Consider the following 18,868-nt stretch of genomic DNA (forward strand, 5'->3'; position numbering starts at 1 on the left):
CCTCCTCTGTCAGCCTGTAGACGGCGATGCTGTCGTCGTCGAACGGCCGGAGGAAATGAACCAACTCCTCACCGAGAAGATGCTTGGTCTTCGGTCAGATCGGTCTCTGTGAGTAGTACAGAGTCACTGGGCAGAGATTGAACTGTCTCGTATCCACTCTCCGAGACTTCTTCGGATACGCGTATATGAGATATTTCGAGAGTCACATCCGTTTCGTACAGCATATTCAGTACGCGTGTCCATCCCCGCGTCACCCACGCTTCTCCATCAACAGTCCGCTCCATACGGGAGGGAGACTGATGAAAATACTAAGCCTTCCTCGTTTGCGACGGAAATACAGTCTGACAGCCCCATATGAAAGGTCAGCGAGTATCTTGAACGTGTCATCGGTGGATGGAGCCTCCCTGAATCAAGGGGTATAGTCCTCGGTCCCCAATCTGTCTTCTCTGATCTGTAGGGCCAAGGTATGGAGAGCTAAGAAACAAATCGCTGCTCGCTCGTGCGACATCTCGATAATTTCACCGTGCGTGATTGTGTTTCTGAGAGTCGTGATATCGTCTTGGAGAAAGTCCCCGAATCCGCGTGGAATGAACGCCTCGATTAGCGCTCCGAGGCTTTTCGGTATCTCCTGATCCTCTTCTTCAGTAGTATCCCCGGGAATCTGTACGTATGGTCTCCCATCTCGCTTGAATATCGGGTACTCCTTATTCTCGGCCCAGTCCATGATGAATCCCTCAAACTGTGGTGTCGCTCCGTACATGAACAGCCGATAGTGACCCTCTCGATATTCCTCAGCCAGCTCGGCCATCGTCTCCCAGCGCTCCATCCGCAGTGGGCTTTCCTCGATCTCGGTGAGCATTTTCCGTATCTCTCTCTCACTGAGCCGCTCCGCTACATACTCTCTAGCCGCTTCCTCCCCTATTTCATACTGCCTCTGGAACTCCTCATACTCTTCCGGGGAGAGAAACCACGCCCATGCGAATTGGTCGTCCGGCTCGATTAATGTTGCAAGTGCCTCTCTCACGGTTTGCTCACTACATCCATTGACCACTGCTTGATCCAGCTGTCGCTGGTCGCGACGGCGCTCGGGTGGAAACGTAATTTCGTCCAGACCAGCATCAAGCGAGTCGGTATTAATCGGAAGTTGGGAGATGTCTCGGATGGTATACTGGGAATGGACCTGTGACATCGGCTGTCCGAGGTGCTGAATCAGTAGCTCGTAGGGCTCGGAGCTCAACAGCCTGATGAGGGAATCGGGGTCGGTATCTCCGCACCACACGCCATACCAACTCTGATCGATGATCGCACCATCACCCCGATAACGATACCACGTCCCGTCTGAAAACCTCCCTATCAGCAAGTCTGGGGGATTGTCTATCGAGGAATCGAACGGGCAGAACCAGTAATCGCGCATCTGAAGCGATGCTCTCTCACTGAGTTCCTTATGGGATTCAATATAGTCTGCTACGCTTCTGAAACCTTGCCGACGAAGTTCGCGAAGTACCGTTTCCTCTGGTGGATTTTCGTCAAACTGCTGTAGGAATTCACGCAGATCGAGAGCATAGAAATCGGTACTCCCTGCGGTCACTATCTGGCCTTCCTCATCAACAGGGTCACGGGGCCCTCTCAGCACGGGAGTCAAGAATTTGGACGGGAGGTCTAATTGGTCGACCTCCTCTGAATTCAGATAGAAGAAGTCGTTCGCGCCAGATTTGACGCCATACTGTATCTTGTCGACTATGTCTCCGAGTTCGCGAGTCTCTTCTGCTCGAAGGAACGGGACGATTTGGGGTTCGCGCAGTACCAGCCGAGGGTTCAGCTCCCGGAGGTCTGCAGAGTTCACGAGATGAAATGAGACGCCTGTAATGTCGGCAGCATCGCTCGAATCAAGCTGCTGTATAGGTGCTTGTACCAGACGGTTCAGCCGTGGGTCGAATTCCGGTGCCTCCATCTCGACGAGCCTGACCGCCTTGGAATCGTTGTCACTTCTATCCTTCTCGAACAAGACTATCGCAATCTCAACACTTCGGCGCGCTCCCTCTCCCGGTTCCTCTGGATCGTCTAGTAACAGTACCGAGTGGAGTTGGCCCTGATCAAAGATATACTGGAGGAAAGACTGTCGTGCGAGCTGCCTGAATGGAAGAACGAAGACTCCCCGCCCTCCCTCATCAAGCGACTGAATTCCTTCGGCTGTGAGATACGTCGGTAGGCTGAGTCTCGGTGAGAGACCCAGATTCAACGCCGAAGCACGCTCTTTGAGTGATTCGTTCACGTCGAGAGGCCGTCCCGAGCAGAAGCCCGCGACTACGGCTGACGCTGCCGTATCTTCCGTGTCAGGGTTGCCTTCAAATTGATCTAAATCGGTTTGTTCAGCTGGCTCTTTGAGAATGTCGTTCAGGTTACACTCTACTGCCTCGGTCCGTCGCTGTCCCGGAAAGCGGTATGCTGAGACGAGTCTTCCCACACGCGTCCCTTCGCTCGGCAGATCCACAAGCCGCAAAGCTACATCACCTTCCCGATGACAGTAGTCAAGGAGTCGGTGGGTGAGGGACCATCCATCTGAGCAGAGGTCGACGATATCCTTTGGATTATCGAAGAGTAGCCAGTTCGCCAGCAGGTCAACCATGCCCTCCTCGACATCCGGCGGCCATGCAACCGGTAGTCCTCTTAGAGTTCTGCCCGATCCCTTGATTGGCGTCCCTTCGTGATAGCCCTCATCAGAGATTATATTCGAGAAAAAGAGCGGTAGCTCGTCCGTTGTCAACTCGGGATAATCATCGAACCCGTCAACCAACAACTTGGAGACCATCTCCCCGAGATCCTCGATAAAGGCCTCGGTCGAGTCAGACGACAGGCGTTCGGCCCCACCGCAGTGGTAATCCGAAATCCCCAATACGTGTACCATAGGAGCGGTGGCGAACACTACTCCGGAGTCATCTGGATCCAGAAGCTCTGAACCTTCTGTCAACCCCCCAGAGTGAGCGAGAGCCTCAGCTCCTAAGCACAAGAGCAGGGATCGGGAGTCCCCAGTCACATATATCCAGTTGTCTCCGTATGAGATGATCTCCTCCACAGCCGAAGAATTCTGTAGAACGCCCTCCACATCGGCCCTGTTCGGAGGAGACAGGGTATCGGTCATCAATCAGGCATCGAACGACGAGGATATAGTTTTGATTGTGAGTTTCCGGTCTATGAATCGTCTGTCTCGTCGAACAGGAACACCAACTCAGCCCCCAGTTTCTTGAAGAAATCCTGCTCTGCTCGAATCCAATCGGAGGGAGACTGATCTATGGCGGGACGTTCGATTTCCGCATCAACTTCAGCCAGCAGGGCCTCTGTCAATTCAGCAAACGACTCCCGTATCTCACCGAACCCTGTGAAGCTCTCGTCAGCTTCGAGTATCTCCGAGAGCAGATATTCCAGTCCGACTACTGAATCGAGCTCCATCGGCTCTGAGAAGAACTTGGTCTGGTTCTCCGTGAAACCGATTGTATGTCGATCAGTGCTGTCTCCCTCGTCCATTTCCGGGAGACCATAGCAGGTTGCGAAAACCGTATTCTCTAGAATCGTCTCGTTCCTATGGTGGGAGGCGTATTCTGACATCTCGGAGAAGATGGGGGCCACGTAGTAGGTATGGGGATAGTAGTCTGCGGTCTCGATGAGCGTGTTATGCTGCTTCGCGTTCTTGATTTTGAATCTGTAGTAGTCGCTTGGGAACTCCTTCCAGTGCCGAGCTTGTGCCCCGACCATGTGTTCCGACCGCTTGTATTGGAGGAATAGTGGTTCCATGCCGGCCCCGTTCGATATCAGCGCATCCACGTCGTATCCGATGTCTCCCTCGATATTCTGTGTCGGAAATCGCGGTGGCTGCACCAGCGGGTAGCGCCAATTGCCCTCTTCCAATTCGCTCGTCGCACCGTACACGAACTGCGTCTCACTGATTTCTGGCTTGACCATCTTCCTCTTAATCGAACCAGCCGCGGAATGTGACCCAATCCACGATTATGACAAATGTTCGATGGTATAAGTATTCCTCGGGGTATATCTCCTATTCAGGAGTCTCGATTTGACTGATGTACGCGGTACTTCTGAATATCTCCACCAGAATCGAGGCAGAGATATCGAAGTGGGCTTCCTTGTATCGGAGATCGCCGTGGGCAGTCCGGTTGCGTAGAGCTTCTCCCACGAGGTCGTGGTACCGGAACCGGAGGTACGTCACATACTCGTCGTCTACCAACCCATCCAGTCGATTCACGATTCCCCCGAGGGATTTGGGCAAGTCCTCACCGCGCTTGCTCCCGGTGACTGCAGTCTCTGCCGCCTCCAATTGGTGCTTCATCAGCCCCTCTAGGCGAGCCATCCCGAGATGGATGGCCTCCGGGTGGCGGTCCTCGAAGAATGCGATGATAAAGTGGGTGAGGAATGCTTTATCATCGACCGTTGCGCCCTCGATAGATTCGAGCAAGGTGTAGAAATGATGTTCACGAATCAGTTCTTGATTGATGAGCTTGTAGACGACCCGAGCAGTCAACGCGGTCGATAAGCGAGCATCGATATTGTAACTGTGTGGGATATCTATGTCCGAGACCTCATCGGAGACTGAGTCACCCTCGTGAGTCATCAGTCTGCGGGGGAATATCTCGTGGATCGAGGCAGTCGCGAATTCGTCTGAATCTTCCTCTGGACGTTGACTCGGTTCCTCCCTTTCGAGCTGCGGTAGCAGCACTGGGGCCTTGACTAAGCCGATAAATGCGGCTTCTGGTGAGTGCTGAGTAGCTATATCCTCGAAGGCCCCAATCAGGGTAGAGACAATCGTCTCGAAGTTCTCTGCCTCTTCGTCAGATACCTCCCAACCGACCGACTTCATTTCCTCCTCGATTCCTTCTTTGTTTGCCTCCCGCTTTTCCAATCGCCACCGGTTGAGGGTTTCCTCGTCCGCGAAGGGCTCACATTCCGTAATTGCTCCTTCAATCGTCGCCGCAGTTACGAGGTATCCCCGTGTCCTCTGAAACTCGATTTCGTCTTCGTAGGACTCGATGAGAGCTTCTTCAACGTCCTCGATTGATTTCTCGCGCTGATTCTGGATTCGTCGGAGCCTCCGGAGGTACTTTCGTTGAGAGTGATGGTTTTGTTTCTTGTTCGTATACTCTGCCCGGGTCCAACAGATTTCGACGAGACGGTCGAGCGTTTGATTATCGATCGACTGTAGGTTAGCCTCAGAGATTGCATCTAAAATACGCCCTGCGGCACCTTCGTTTGTATCGAGGCCTGAGTAGTTTTCTTCGAGTAGCTCCACTGCTTGCTCGGCCCCTCTTTGCATTCGATTCTCGTGATTCAGGGAGTCTGCAAGCTCGATAAGCGAGGTGAGTGCCCAACTCGCCACATTCAGCCATCCCTCGCCGAGAGCCTCCTCAAAACCTTCCTCGTACTTCTCTAGGGCACGCTCCGCTCCGTTCTCGTAATCTTGGTCACTTACCCACAGCTGGTACCCGTGAAGCGCGTCGAGGAGAGGGTGTTCAGCGCTAGTTGAATCAAGCAGGGCGATATTGTAGTGGAGCTCATTCTGGATTTCTCCGTCAATTTGTCTCTTGAGCGTGTGTAGTGCTAATTTGAACGCATAATCGTCGGAGGACGTTCTAGCGTCCTCAAGTGCCTTCTCCACGGCGTCCATACTCTATTCCGGGTGTTTGTCGGATTAGTATTAATTGGGGAGCTCTCTGCGGCTTCGCAACGTGTGACTGAACTAATGGAATCTCCATAAGATGTCGCCAGATACGGTGAACTACTCACGAACTAAGTTGGAGCTCTCCTATCTCGGCCCCATCAATTATTCTGAAGTATATGTCCACGTTATCACTTATCGAGGCCGCGCCGACCCTATCCGATGGAATCTAAGTGATAATTTGAATTGCTACTCTCCGAGTTAGTAACACACCTAACATAAGAAGGAAACCTCCGATAAGTCCGATAAGATGGCCATAGACGTTCGTACCCGCGTCCACACCTACGAACAGAGTAACCGGTACCGCTGCGAATAGAATGAGTGCATACACTACCAAATGAACTTCATATTCCCGGCCGATCTTCGCGACAACCTGCCGGTCGTACCCGGCAAATCCGAGTCCAACTACACTAAGCACGGCTAGAAGGACTACCGACCATCTACGGAGTCCAGCAAGCCACAGTACCGCCCCTAACTCCAGTCCCATGAGGCTAGTGCCAGCAATCTCAACACCGATGTCAGCTACTTTCTCGTTCACGTGATAAGCGATAAAGAACGGGAGGGCCCCAGCGTAACCAGCAATCACCCCAGAGAATCCGACGACTGTCTCCGCACCCATGTCGCCAAGTGTTGCTATTGAGTACACCGACACGAGGAGAGGGAGTATGGTCAGAAACAGAATCGATACGATACGGAGGATCCGTTGCTTACCCGCACTCACTGCTAATGGGAAAATGAACAGCATAAGCAGAAGGTAGCTGAGAATGTTGTTTGCGAGGTGGGGGATATCTCCGTGAACGAAGTTGGAGAGGTACAGCTGTACCACCGTTGGGTCATTTAGATTCAGAACCCACTGTTGCTGCTGATGAAGCGGAAGTGCCCCGACAAACAGGAGAATAGTCGGGATGAAGCCGAATGCGAGTGCACGCTGCGCGGGTGTACTACCCGTGATGGTTGCTGTAACGATACTCCGAAACACGCGACCCGGATTTGAGTCCGGTGTCGGAGGTGTTTGGTGTGCCATCCGCTTCTACGTAAGGGGAGCAGGTATCTTGATGGGGAATCAGAATTTGGGTGTTGGTAACACCCAATTGGCGGTCACCAACTGCCGCTGAGGAGGGCTGGGGATTAACAACTTCAATGATGACAGCAGAAATTCCACCGTCGATCAAGGAGGATTTGGAATTTGATGCCAGCAAAGAGGTGCAGGACAGCCATCTCGTCGCAGTCTTCGTTGAGAGTGACCGACCGTTTCTGTCGCGCCGGCGAGTTCAGAACGAGATCGGGCTCTCTAGTCAGGGAACGCGGGACAGGCTGAGTGATCTCGAAGAACGTGAGATTCTGGATTCTGCGGCTGCTGGAGGTGGTCGTATCTACTGGATACGCAACAGCAAGTCTCAGTGGCCAATACCCACGGATGTTGAAGTAGAACCCGTTTCCAATGACCTCACTGTCTCGGAATTGCTCCAAAGACAGCCAGTACAATTCATTGGTGTGGGGCTGATTCTGATGATCGCAGGTGCGCTCTTTACGACTCTATTCACGATGGCACTGGCTTACGACGTTTCCCTTCCTGTCGTTGGAACGCAACAGTTGCTGCTGTGGGCTATTGGGTCGGTCTTCGTCGGTATTGCCTTCTGTGTAGGCGCAGCTGTAGTTTGGGTAATAGACCGCGCTCGAATAGGTGGAGAGCGCCCTTGGTGACCTTCCAGAGTACGACGCAGACGATTCGCCACCCGGCGGCTACTACATCCGAGATGTTGAGACTGGCCGAGTCGTCGTGGTCATCTTTGGTATCCCTGAAGACGACTTCCCTACGAGTTAATATCTGGAGACTCGAATTTCCCAGACTAACGTAGTATACCTACGATTGAATCTTCGAGATATGGTATCTGAAACGCAACTCGGCGAGCATATCGTTGGAGCGTATCACAAGCTCGTAACCGACTGCGAGGTCGTCAGCTACAACCAACGATCGAAAACAGAAGGCGAGCAGATGGAGATTGATGTCATCGGTATCGACTCCACCGACGGGGAACAAGTCATCTACACCTGTGAGGTCATCACTCACCTCCACGGAACAATCTACCCGGGGGAGCCATCCACCAGTCGCTGGGACGAATTTGGAAACACCGACTACCAATACACGCTCGAAAAACTGTGGAAGAAGTTCACCGCGGACCACGAATACGTCACGGAGGTCTTTGACGACGCTGACCAATATGTATTCCAGCTCTGGTCGCCGGTCCTCCCGCGTGGGTACCTGACAGATGGCCTTGATCAACTCGCGGCAGAATTTGAGGCAGAATACAACCACGATATTGAGATGATAATCAACGGTGAGTACACCGACCGTGTTGAGGACCTACGAGAACTCGCCGCCGATGACAAGAAGGATTACGGCGAACCGGCGTTCCGCTTCCTCCAGATTTTAGAGCATCTTCGTTGATCCGCAGCAACATACAGTCAACAGTCTATTATACTGCTGCTTGGCTCTCATCGCTGTGGTCTTGCTACGGACAATATCCTCGCTCTCGAAGGAATTCCCAGTCGTTTCGCCGATCTCTGACCACTCCCCGGATCCCATTTTCTATACCCTGATTGTAGTAGCGACCGAGTAGCACTTCATCAGTAAGGAAAACACTCCCAGATACGAGCCGAACCCCATTGTTGTGATGCCGACGATCTGTCCGTCTATGGTGTCTATTTTAGTCGAGGGCTCCCACTCTACTTCTTCGGCAATTATCCGTCATAGATATGTATGAATTGAACTCTCTCTATTAAGCCGACCTAGCTGTTTTGAGAGGGTGATGGACGCACAGTGCTTGTTACAAAACGGCGAAATCACGGTTCTTGTAATCGGGAGTTTCGACGATGAGCTATCAACTGTAGTTAGTGCAGCCCATGCAGAACACAAGTGGCTACAAGAGAGGTCCCACGCGAAAGTTTTCGCGGATTATCGATGAACGAGGACAGGGAGGAGGATGACCTTACGACATTAGATTGGGAGGAGTGGTTGGAGCGTACTGACGTAGACATCGACGAAGATCGTCCTGCGAGTGAGATCTTGAGACAGTGGCGACGACAACGTAGACTGGCCCCTACAAACTGTTCGGATTGTGGGATGACGATTGATTCTGATGACCAGTGTATACAAGCTAGCTGGGAAGTCTTCGACGGCGAGGAACGACTTGGCACAGGTACCGTGTTATACTGTACTGACTGCGTCCCTCCCGGGATGCGAATCGAGTAACGGCTATCTGGAGACGAGTTATCTCTCCAAGGCACTGCATCGGTGGTAGTGGAGTAGTTCTGATATTTCACGGGCCGAGACTACGGTTTTGCAGAGAGTACATCGATACCACTGCCCAGATATCCTCGTGTATTCGAGATGGCCGTCTGTTAGACGTGGGTCTCTGTCGGTCATATTTGAGCCCACGACGACCGACTGCAATGGTTTAATCCAGATGCGAATGTCCTGTATAAACTGGCTCAGCTATAATCAATCCGGTCCTATTCGCTAGCAATGTTGACTGACAAAGCGTGGGAAACGGTACTAGAGACTCTGAAGCACGAGGGTTCGTTTCGGCTTGAAGAACTACCGTTCGAAGGTGGTGAGCTTGTCTCAGTTGCGATAATGCTACGCCGATTTGAGCAGAAAAACTGGGTTCGGAAAGAAGGCGAATTGTGGCTCCCCGATGAGAAAGCTCGGCGACTTCTGGACCTCGATGACTCGATACCAGCAAGGAAGGGCGACTGAGTCCATTTCCGTGACTGAACTACCTCCTCGGGTTCGGGCGATAATTGGGGCTACTAACGTACGCTGTATCGAGGACACGGAGATCCCACAGGTCCTCAGTCTTCGCCAATTCGATTCAGAGGTGGGGTGGAGCTATCTCCGAAACACGAATGAAGAGTGGAAGTCGGTCCATGCTTCGACTAAAGGAAAGCTGACCCCCTCTCTTGGCGACGCGCTGGTCGAGACGACTACCCATAGTTCAGTACGTCCCAAGGAGGCAACTCCAGACTGGCACGCAGCGTTTCGCACCGCTCTCGATGATTTCGGTCGAGTCCGCTGTCAGGCAGAGGTTGAACCGTACGCTCAGCGATACCTCCAGCATCACGCGTTTGTAGCCGAGCGACGTGCCGACTCTAGTAACAAAGGCCATAGAGAGGCAACCCTGCAGGAACTCTCCCTGACTCCTGATCCGACACGAATCGGGGTCGTAATAGTCGGAGACGACGAACCACGCGAGTTCAGGGGGCACCCTCTGCGTTTACTGAAGGCTATTACCCAGATAAGTGAGGATCAGGGCCTCCACCGTCAGTATCTGGCTGCGGTGGACGGGGAGGAAATCTGTTCTGCCTCATTCGTTCGTGCTCTCGGCGTTCCGTGTATCGTACTGGCCGACCGATTGGGTAAGGAGTACGAACTATTTATTGAGCGAGTCGTCGATTACCACGAGCGGATGACGTAGAAGGAGTTTGAGGCGTCAAATCAGATTTTCATCTGGAGTTGTCCCGCAGGTGTACGGGGCTCTGGAGGCGCTTAGGCTTCGGGCAGGTTCAGTTCCCGGAAGGTCGGGTCTTCGTGAATCTCCCAGAGTAGTTTGGTGGCGTACTCGACCCGGGGACTGTCATCTTGACCGGCAAACCGGTTCTCAAACGACTCTACAGTTGACTCTGTTAGTAACCGAAGAATCGAAACCAAGCCTTGTTGGTCGGGGTACAGCTCTCCTCCACCAGAGAACATCAGATTCGGAATCTCGGATAGTTGGACCTGTACCTGTTCGAGGTTCTCGATTGCCTTCTGTATCCGTTCCTCGTCCGTCATTTCGTCTATGTCTTTCTTAGACATATCTCAGAGTAGTGTGCATTCGGTGATATAGTTTCTCTAAATTTTCTAATATTCTATGGAATGTTGGGACTATTGGTCGGTTATAGTGGTTCCACAATACAGTATTTTGTAAATTTGAGTATTGGATATCGTACTGGGAAGTGTTCGGGAGCAGGCTACAACAGATCTTCTTCCCCTGTTGATTCACCACCACCCATATCAGCCGCTTCTGCTCGGCTCGGCTGCTGTCGTCGCTCTTTATGTGCTTGCTGCCACTGTGAAGTCGCTGGGATGCTGTCAGCCCCGTGGCGGGTATGGCGCTCTCTCACCTGAATCAGCACTGGCGTGTTCATCGAATCACCCGAGACAACTGCTTGTCCCGGTGTGAGTCCGGGAAGTTCTCGGAGTACCTCTTCACCAGCAGCCTCAACGCTGTTCTTGATTGCATCTTGGTCAGTGGGGTTCTGGATCTGCATCGTCACTTGCGTCCCACACTGTGACAGTACGTCTTGGTCGATTTTTGACGGACGCTGACTGATGATTCCCAGTCCGAATCCGAACTTCCGACCTTCGGATGTAATAGTTCGCATAATCCCAAGTGACGGGGCCTCACCAGTCGCGGGGGCGAACCTGTGGCCTTCCTCGAAGAGGGCGAACAGCGGATGTCTGATAATCTCGCCATCAAACTCGTTGTCCTCTCCACGGTTCCGAACCGCTGCTAGCCGTGCCTGATACAGGCGACGCAGGAGAACGGTCGCAATCATCTGCTGGTCGCGGCGGCTCAGAGTGTCCATCTGGAGGACCGTACATCGCCCGGGAGCCACTAAGTCGTCAAGGGGGACGTTCGCGTCTGTGGTGAAGAGGTCGTTTCGCTGGATCGACCGTCGGAGTCGCCACTCTAGCGCACCTACACTGGAGTCGTCCTCCCCGTACTGCTGACGCATCTCGTCAAGCAGGTCATTCACCCCCCACGTTCGCGACTCTCGCCGTTGCATTGCGCGCCATCCACCGTCCAACCGCTCCTGCATCCGATCGCTTGGATTATCGAGAATAGACATCACGTCCCCAACGTTCAACTCCGAGATGCGGATACGCAGGTTTTCTGGGTCGAAATACTCCACTTCCGGTTGGTACCCCTCGCCGGAGAACGTCTCGTCACCACGCATCTCAGAGAGCGTCCCGTACTCGCCGTGCGGGTCGAAGACGAGTAGCGATGCCCGCGAGTCGGGCATCATCATCTCTTCCATCAGAACGCCCGCTGTATACGACTTCCCGGAGCCTGTAGAGGCGAGGATAGCGAGGTGGGTAGCCGCGAACTCGTCGATTGGGACATGAATATCGACCGCATTCGCCTCTCGGTTGAGAAGCCAACCCATGTGTGCGAGGCCTTCACGATCTTCCACGTCGACGCGACTGAGGTCAATCGACCCACTTGTATCAGTTGCTGCCTCCTCGTCAACCCCGAGGTTCGGGAGTATCGCCTCCAACATTTCGTTGGGGGCAGTCCACAGACGAGTTCCCGGACTCGGGAGCTGGCGTGGATTCGAGAACGTCTGCATCCCTGTATCGTAAAATCCGATGACTGTCGCCTCAAGTCGATAGAGATCGATTTCATCTGTCGGGACGCCCAGTGTCGATGCGACAGTCTCCGGGGCGACGTTCGGGTCCGCCATGAACGTCTCAGGTAGCCCTCTGGCCTGTTCGCGATTGGTCACCCGTGCGATGACATCTCTGTCGGTTCCTTCGACGGGGACGGAGTACGTGATGAACTCACCAGTCTTGACAGCCTGCTCGTCTGGCGTGACGACGATGAATTCGTTCGGACCTTCACCGGGTCCCGCGACCGTCCCGATGAGTTCCTTTCCACCTCCCCCTGTGGAGGGCGTTGAATCGATGGAACTCATTGCATCACCCCCCGGTCAACGGAGGATTGCCAGCGTACGTCCTTCTCGACCACGTCCAATACTCGTTGATGTGCATCTTCGGAGAACAAATCCCGGAGCCGCTCTACGATGGCGAGCGTGACTTCTGCCCCGAGTGGCCCGGCCACGTCTAATAGCCGCTCGATGTAGGCTATCTGGAGGCCTCCATCCGTGCCGGTGTGGAAGATTCGCGTGACTTCATCCGGACACTGCTCGACTACATCGTCAACTGCGAGCGTCCATCGAGGCATCTCGTGGCTCGGGGATTCGACCGTCCCGCTCTCGGTTACCTCGGCTGTACCGAGGAGGGCAACTCCCGCGAGTGTTGTCCGCTCCTCAACGTAGCCCGGGGTGAATTGGGGTTGATCGCCCTGTGCAAGCCGTGGCCCCGACCGTCCCTGATCTGGGTCGACAAGCTGGGTGTCGTAAATGACCCCCATGATGATGTACTCGGTTCCATCGATGGTCTTGTGGATGAAGACTGGCTGGCCAAAGCCGCACTCGTGAGGCTCAGGTGGGCGGTCACGGTCGGTCTCGTTGAATATCTCGACCGTGTAGTCCATGTGGCTGTTCGAATTGACGATGCTCCCGATGGCAAGACAGTCGTCAATATGGCTACTCTCCTCGCTTCCGGTGTCGTCTGTAGGTTGGGAACTCATAGGTGGTGTACACTGGGTGTGGAGGTGACGGCTCCACTACCGAGATCGTGCGATATGGGGCGGTTCCCCGGCGATGCGGCACTAATGGAAACTCCATTAGTTCTCGATTTTGCGGGGCCCTTCTCAGCCGTAGTCTTTGGGCTCAGTTGGCCGGCTTGTGCAGGGGTCATCGTCGTCGAAGCTCCTTGCTGAGGGCCTTCGCATCCCATTCGATTGGCACGTCGTTCTCCTCTCCCCACTTCTGGAGGAGGCGGAGGAACTGCTGTCGGTCGCGGTGGTCGAGGACTGCGTCGGTATCGGCCTGCTGCAGGACTTCCGGATACCCCCGCCCAACCCCTGCTTCTGCACGAACCATCGCGAGCGTATACTCGTACAGATTCTCGTGGTGAGCTGGCCCATCTGCCTTTAGCATCCACCCCGGGAACTCCAGCCTATCCAGACCTGCCCCCGGTGGAACCTTGAGGTAGCTAAAGTAGATCTCATTCCCGAAGGTGTACTCTCGCCCCTTGTACGAAGTCTCTAGCCCGTCTACACTGCCGTCACGGCGGCACATAAACGGAATCGTCGAATCACCCCACGGACTCATCATGCCCGCGAGTATGCGTGCGTCTGGAACCGTCCGGTCGCTACCGAACTCCTCCTGTAGGAGAAGCCGCGTCATCTTCGAGAGCTCGACAGCATTCGTGCCAGCAACGTATCCAACGACGGGGATTTCGTGATGTTGACTCGCCGCGAGGATTCGACTGACTGCTTCGAGATATCGTGTTCGGACCGCCGGGCGCTTCGGGTTGGCAAACGAGACGACTAACGGCCCGTCGTAGAGGACAATCGGTGGCTGGTCTGAGCTACCGGCTTCATAGGTCGCTGCGAGTTCCTCGATTTGGTCTATGAGCACCTCCGCCTCGTGCTCGTATCGGTGTAACCCGACCAACGAGCTATCGACGAATCTGTACTCCTCACCACCTTTCTCGCCTCCAGTACGGGTCACGTCCATTGGACCCAGCAGCTTACCTTCGCGCGCTCGCTCCAGTTCCCCTTCCGGGCTATGGTGATTGAGACACCACGCTGCTTGAACGTACGCGAGAGGGACATTGAACTGCGTCGTCGGTGGGATTTCTGACCCGTCAGCCGCCAGCATCGGAACGTCCATCAGAAGGTCACGAGCCCAGTCGTTTACTGCCTCATGGCTTTCCCATTCATCCGATGGCGCGTGGTGATTGATGAGCGAGTCGCACTTGTCGAACGCTTCGACGGGAACCGCCCCCGGGTACGAGAATCGTGACAGCTCCGACCGGAGCTCTTCCGCGGTTCCCCTCGCCGGAAGATCCCGAAACGCCTCCTGATACCGTTCGATAAGATCGCCGTCATCCTCGACGTAGGTGCGAATCGTTTCGATATTCGCATCGAGAGCAGCTGCCACCCCTTCCTTATCGAGGGGCATCAGTCACTCACCACCTCCGAAGTCTGCTCTGGCTTCTCGACAATGATGCTGTGGTCGGTCATTGTTTCGAAGGTTGAGTCGTGGCTGATGACGGTGAGCTGTTCGAAGGCATCGAGTCCGTTTAGCTGCTCCACGAGGTTGGCCTTCTTCTGCTGGTCCAGATTCGCCGTCGGTTCGTCGAGGAACGCGATTCCCAGTCCCGACATCTGTTCGAGGATTGCCAGCCGCACTGCAAGCGCTGCTGCCATCTTCTCACCGCCCGACAGTGTCGAGAACGATTTCCGGACATCAGCATCGACGACGACGATGTCGTAGTCCGATGTCCATTCCAGTTGCTCTGTATTTCGTCCCCGAATCGACCGGAAGATCGAGTTCGCACGTGTGCCGATCCTGCTGGTGATTACTTCCCGCATCTTCGGACCAGCCTTTCGGACGTTCTTCCGAACCCACGTGGCGAAATTATGGTCGGCAGTGAGGTCTCGCAGTGTTTCGACCTTCTCAGATCGTTCCTCCAGTTTACCTTCCAGACGCTCGACTTCAGCGTTGACCTCCTCAAGCTGTTCTTTCCGTTCGCTCCTCTGGACGCCCAGTTTCGTTATCTCGTCGTCGAGCGCGTCAGCCCGCTTTTCAAGCCGCTGGTGTTCCTCAGCGTCGAACTCTTGCTGCCGCTCGGAGAGATTGTCTTCCAGCTCTCCCTTCTCGCCCTCCAGCCCCTCGATTTCGTCTTCCAGAGTTTTGACGGCTTGTTCTCGCTCTTCGAGCTGTTCTGCCGCTTGCTTGTTCCGCTCGTACTTCTTGTAGTCCGCCTCGTGCTTTCCGAGTGTGGTCCTGACTTGCTCTAGCTCGTCTTCGACACCGGCGTACTCGGTCAGTTCTTCCTCAGTCTGCTCGATCTCCTCAGCAGTCTCTTCGATCTTCCTCTTGGCTTCCTCTAACTCCTCAGGAGCGTCGGAGTATTCCTCTACACGGGCCTGTGCTTGGTAGTACGCATCTTTCGCATCCTCAAGCGAGGTGTGTTCCTCCCGAAGTGACGGCAGGGTCTCAACTTCCTCTTCGAGCTGGGTGATCTTCTCCTCCTTCTCCTTTCGCTCACTCCGGATGTCGGCCAGCTCGTTTTCTAGTTGAGTAACCGATTCACGGTGGATGTCTAACTTCGATACGCGATCCTCAACTTGCTCAGCTTCTGCGAGGTCCTCTTGGAGCTGGTCGATTTTCTCTTTCAGCCGGGCGCGGTCCGATTCAATCTCCCCCAGACGGGCCTCCTGCTCCTCAATTCTCTCCTCACGATCCTCCGGATCCAACGATTTCCCACACGTTGGACAGGGGGCATCGGAGTCGGCGTCTCGAAGAATCGAGAGATGTTCTTCGATGTCCTTCTTCTCTGTTGCAAGCGACTTGCGCTCCGCTCGCTTATCCCCTATCTCGTCCCGGAGTTCGCCGGCATCCGGGGCATCCTTTGCCTCTGCCTCGATCTCCGCGATGAGTTCTTCTTTCTCTTGAAGTTCCAATAGTGCCTCGTGTGCCTCATCGTCGAGGTCATCTATCTCGCCCTCCAGTCGGTCGATCGTCTTCTCATCGCTTTCGAGGTCAGATATCTTCTCTCCTAACTTCTCGTAACGTTCCTTCTCTTGTTCGTGCTGTTCGAGGCTCTCCTTGGCCTCTCGATGTTTCTCGGTCTGCTCCTGTAGCGTCTCCTTCTTATCCTTCAGACGCTGGAGTCTGGCTTCCTGCTCAGAGAGTTGATCTTCGAGCGCGTCGAGCTCTTTCTTCTGCTCGCTGAGCTCCTCTTCCCGCTCCTTTGCTTCCTCGTATTTCTCGTGCCCTTCCGCCGCCTCCTCGCATTTCTGGGCGGCTTCACGTGCCTTCGTGAGTTCCGACTTTGCGGTCTCCAGAGCGTCCTTCTTCGCGCTGATCTCCTGTTCCAGTTGGGCAATCTCCGTATCCAACTCCTCGATCCGGTTCTTGACGCTGTCCAGTTCGTCGAACTTTTCTTTGACCTCGCTGAGTTCGGCTTTCGTCTCCTCGATCTCCGTAGAGATAGACTGAATCTGATTTTCCAGCTCCGTTTTCTTCGAGCGTTTAGCCGGGAGATCCTGTACCTCTCCCGTCAGTTGCTGAATCTCGCCTCGTACATCTTCTTGCTCTGCCTCAATTGTATCTGGAACTTGCTTCAGAGCGCCTTTGAACGACTCCTCGTATGCATCGACGCCGAGTAGTTCGTCGAAGGTGGACTTCCGATTGCGTGGTGTCTGTGCGAAGTCGGCGAGGAATCGGGTCTGGGGGACTCCGACACACGACTTCCAGAGACTCTGTAAGTCGTCCTTGCTGTCCAGATCGAACCGAGCACAGAGCCAATCGATCAAGCCGCTCTTCGAGTCGATATCCTGACTCACCCACTCGTCGTTCGGCTCGTCATAGCGGGCGACGCCGTAGTTCGATCGACCGGCAGAACGAGTCACTCTGTACACCTCCACGTCGTCTCCCTGATCGAATTCGATGACGACCTCGACTGTCCCAGAGGACGCCCCCTCACGAACGAACTCGTTGTTGTTGAACGGTAGTGAGTCGAAGAGAGCGAAACCGATTGCTTCCTGTATCGTCGACTTCCCGGAACCGTTCTCACCGAGGATGGCCGTGACACCCCCCTGTAGGTCGATTCTTGTCTTCTCTTCGTAGGACTTGACGTTCTCCAGAGTGACTTCCTTGATCCTCATTGGCGGTCACCTCCGTCGGTACTGGGAACTTCCCCAGACTCGCTCGTGCTCTCCTCCGTGGAACTACGCTCGTCTAGTGTCTCTCCGGAGGCACTCTCGGCAGGCTCCCGTTGGTCGTCGCTAGCGAGAGGGTCCTCTGGAACATCTATGGACACACTCTCCGTGGCGTCCGGAAACAACTCGCGTCGACGCTCTGTTACGATGTCCGCGATGTCCTCGGCAGCCTCTCCACTCTTCGCCATTCGATGAGCATCACCGAGCAACGAGGCGACCTCCTCCGCGTAGTCGCTGTACTGGGACTCTGATGCAATGGTCTCGAAGACACGCTTTTCGAGGGCTTCCGTTCGTAGCCGCCCGTCAACGAACACCTCGTCATCGTCTATCTCAGAGAGGAGTTCTTCGATCTCGGCGGAGGTGATCCGGCTGGTGTTTGTCTGGACGTAGAGCGCGTCGTATGCTTCCTCCGTCCACTCGGCAAGTTCCTCGATCGTAAGGTCCCCCCGGTCGAACTGGAGCGTCCCCTCGAACTGAAGGTCGACCATCGGCTCGCGCAGGTCACCTCCCTTGGTGAACTCCTCCTCGTGAAGCTCGGCCTCAAGCGAGCCACGTTGCGCATCGATGTGGTCGTGGAAAGCCTCCCGCAGTTCGCCGAACGAATCGTACGGGGTGACATCGAACGCCGGGGGGCTGAAATACGGGCGTCGACGAGCGTGGTGGTGCTCGACGCTATGTTCGAGCGCTCCCGGTCCATCGTACCCGTCTCCCGCGGTATCGAGTTCGATCGAGTAGTAGCCGTGGTCCCAGTCGTCTCGTGCCTCGCGCGTCGAATGTGCTTCCGGAGAGCCGGGATTGTAGATCCAACCACCCGAATCGTACCGCTTGTGGATGTGACCCAGCGCGAGATAGTCGACGACTTCTCTCACATCGCGGAGTTCCGCGTGCGTGATGTTCCCTCCGAGCGACGGGACTTCGTCTTCGAGTCCGAAGTGACCGAGGAGTATCGTATAGTCCGGCTCGCCGTACTCCTCATTCGTTGACTCGATTCCGCCAGCCACCTTCTCAAGAGCGGCATCTGTTCGAGCACCACGCCACTGCAGACCGAATACCCGAGCAGTGCCTGACTCGGTCTCGATATCGTAGAACCCCGCACTGCCCGTTTCGGACTGGTCTCCGTACGGTGTGAACTCAGCAGCCTCCGGAGTAGCATCGAGATCCGCTTCGAGGAGGACGATATGTTCCCGCCGATGGAGGTAGTTAAGCCACGTCACCTCCCGTGGCGTGAGATTCTCGTCGTGATTACCCCGCGAAACGACGACTGGTACCTCGTCGGGAACCAGTTCAAGCCCTCGCTCCGCCTCTTCCAGAATTTTCGGGCGCAAGTCCCGCGAGTGGAACAGGTCTCCGGGAAGCAGGATGGCATCTGGGTCCTGCTTGAGGATGAGCTGGAGCGTTGCTCTGAACGAGTTGGACATGTCGTCCTCTCGCTGTTTAAGGCCGTATTGTCGGTGGCCGAGATGGATATCAGCCAGATGTGCGATGTTCATAGATTTGGATTCGATTGAGTGCCTTCCGA

The 18,868-nt window shown here is 54.8% G+C and carries 14 protein-coding genes; 3 read left to right on the forward strand and 11 right to left on the reverse strand.

Annotated features, from left to right (window positions below; translation table 11 throughout):
* Positions 1–409: 409 nt before the first annotated feature.
* From DV707_RS08320 to DV707_RS08335, 4 genes are all read right to left on the reverse strand, one after another.
* Positions 410–3,139 (reverse strand): hypothetical protein, encoded by a 2,730-nt coding sequence (locus tag DV707_RS08320; protein ID WP_103992107.1) that lies wholly within the window; start codon positions 3,137–3,139, stop codon positions 410–412.
* Between the two features lie 50 nt (positions 3,140–3,189).
* Positions 3,190–3,957 carry a hypothetical protein gene (locus tag DV707_RS08325; protein WP_103992108.1) on the reverse strand — a complete coding sequence of 256 codons (768 nt, stop codon included), beginning with the start codon at positions 3,955–3,957 and terminating at the stop codon, positions 3,190–3,192.
* A gap of 91 nt (positions 3,958–4,048) precedes the next feature.
* Entirely contained in the window at positions 4,049–5,671 is a 1,623-nt protein-coding gene (locus tag DV707_RS08330; protein ID WP_103992109.1) for a hypothetical protein, read from the reverse strand.
* A gap of 220 nt (positions 5,672–5,891) precedes the next feature.
* Complete coding sequence (locus DV707_RS08335) at positions 5,892–6,746, reverse strand: rhomboid family intramembrane serine protease (RefSeq protein ID WP_136361831.1); 855 nt, start codon at positions 6,744–6,746, stop codon at positions 5,892–5,894.
* 116 nt (positions 6,747–6,862) lie between these two features.
* On the opposite strand from DV707_RS08335, the gene DV707_RS08340 reads away from it, so the two are divergent.
* From DV707_RS08340 to DV707_RS08350, 3 genes are all read left to right on the forward strand, one after another.
* The gene (locus tag DV707_RS08340; protein ID WP_205742816.1) at positions 6,863–7,426 is read left to right on the forward strand and encodes a hypothetical protein; all 564 of its coding nucleotides are present in this window, start codon (positions 6,863–6,865) and stop codon (positions 7,424–7,426) included.
* Positions 7,427–7,607: 181 nt separating this feature from the next.
* A complete protein-coding gene (locus DV707_RS08345) occupies positions 7,608–8,171 on the forward strand; it encodes a hypothetical protein (protein WP_103992111.1) in 564 nt (187 codons plus the stop codon).
* A gap of 1,077 nt (positions 8,172–9,248) precedes the next feature.
* The gene (locus DV707_RS08350; protein WP_136361833.1) at positions 9,249–9,482 is read left to right on the forward strand and encodes a hypothetical protein; all 234 of its coding nucleotides are present in this window, start codon (positions 9,249–9,251) and stop codon (positions 9,480–9,482) included.
* 238 nt (positions 9,483–9,720) lie between these two features.
* On the opposite strand, the gene DV707_RS08355 is transcribed toward DV707_RS08350, so the two are convergent.
* The 7 genes from DV707_RS08355 to DV707_RS08385 all read right to left on the reverse strand — a co-directional run bounded on the left by DV707_RS08355 (position 9,721) and on the right by DV707_RS08385 (position 18,839).
* Complete coding sequence (locus DV707_RS08355; RefSeq protein WP_103992112.1) at positions 9,721–9,990, reverse strand: hypothetical protein; 270 nt, start codon at positions 9,988–9,990, stop codon at positions 9,721–9,723.
* Between the two features lie 281 nt (positions 9,991–10,271).
* Positions 10,272–10,580 (reverse strand): hypothetical protein, encoded by a 309-nt coding sequence (locus DV707_RS08360; RefSeq protein WP_103992113.1) that lies wholly within the window; start codon positions 10,578–10,580, stop codon positions 10,272–10,274.
* Positions 10,581–10,735: 155 nt separating this feature from the next.
* Positions 10,736–12,463 carry an ATP-binding protein gene (locus DV707_RS08365; protein WP_103992114.1) on the reverse strand — a complete coding sequence of 576 codons (1,728 nt, stop codon included), beginning with the start codon at positions 12,461–12,463 and terminating at the stop codon, positions 10,736–10,738.
* Complete coding sequence (locus DV707_RS08370) at positions 12,460–13,140, reverse strand: hypothetical protein (protein ID WP_235010792.1); 681 nt, start codon at positions 13,138–13,140, stop codon at positions 12,460–12,462. The genes DV707_RS08365 and DV707_RS08370 overlap by 4 nt, the downstream gene beginning before the upstream one ends.
* A 166-nt stretch (positions 13,141–13,306) precedes the next feature.
* On the reverse strand, positions 13,307–14,581 hold the full coding sequence (locus DV707_RS08375; protein WP_103992115.1) for a DNA double-strand break repair nuclease NurA: 1,275 nt from the start codon (positions 14,579–14,581) through the stop codon (positions 13,307–13,309).
* Entirely contained in the window at positions 14,581–17,295 is a 2,715-nt protein-coding gene (locus DV707_RS08380; RefSeq protein WP_103992116.1) for an AAA family ATPase, read from the reverse strand. Before DV707_RS08380 ends, DV707_RS08375 begins: the two co-directional genes overlap by 1 nt.
* A complete protein-coding gene (locus tag DV707_RS08385) occupies positions 17,292–18,839 on the reverse strand; it encodes a metallophosphoesterase family protein (protein WP_103992117.1) in 1,548 nt (515 codons plus the stop codon). Before DV707_RS08385 ends, DV707_RS08380 begins: the two co-directional genes overlap by 4 nt.
* Positions 18,840–18,868 lie beyond the last annotated feature (29 nt).

Source organism: Halobellus limi (assembly GCF_004799685.1).
Lineage (GTDB): Archaea > Halobacteriota > Halobacteria > Halobacteriales > Haloferacaceae > Haloquadratum > Haloquadratum limi.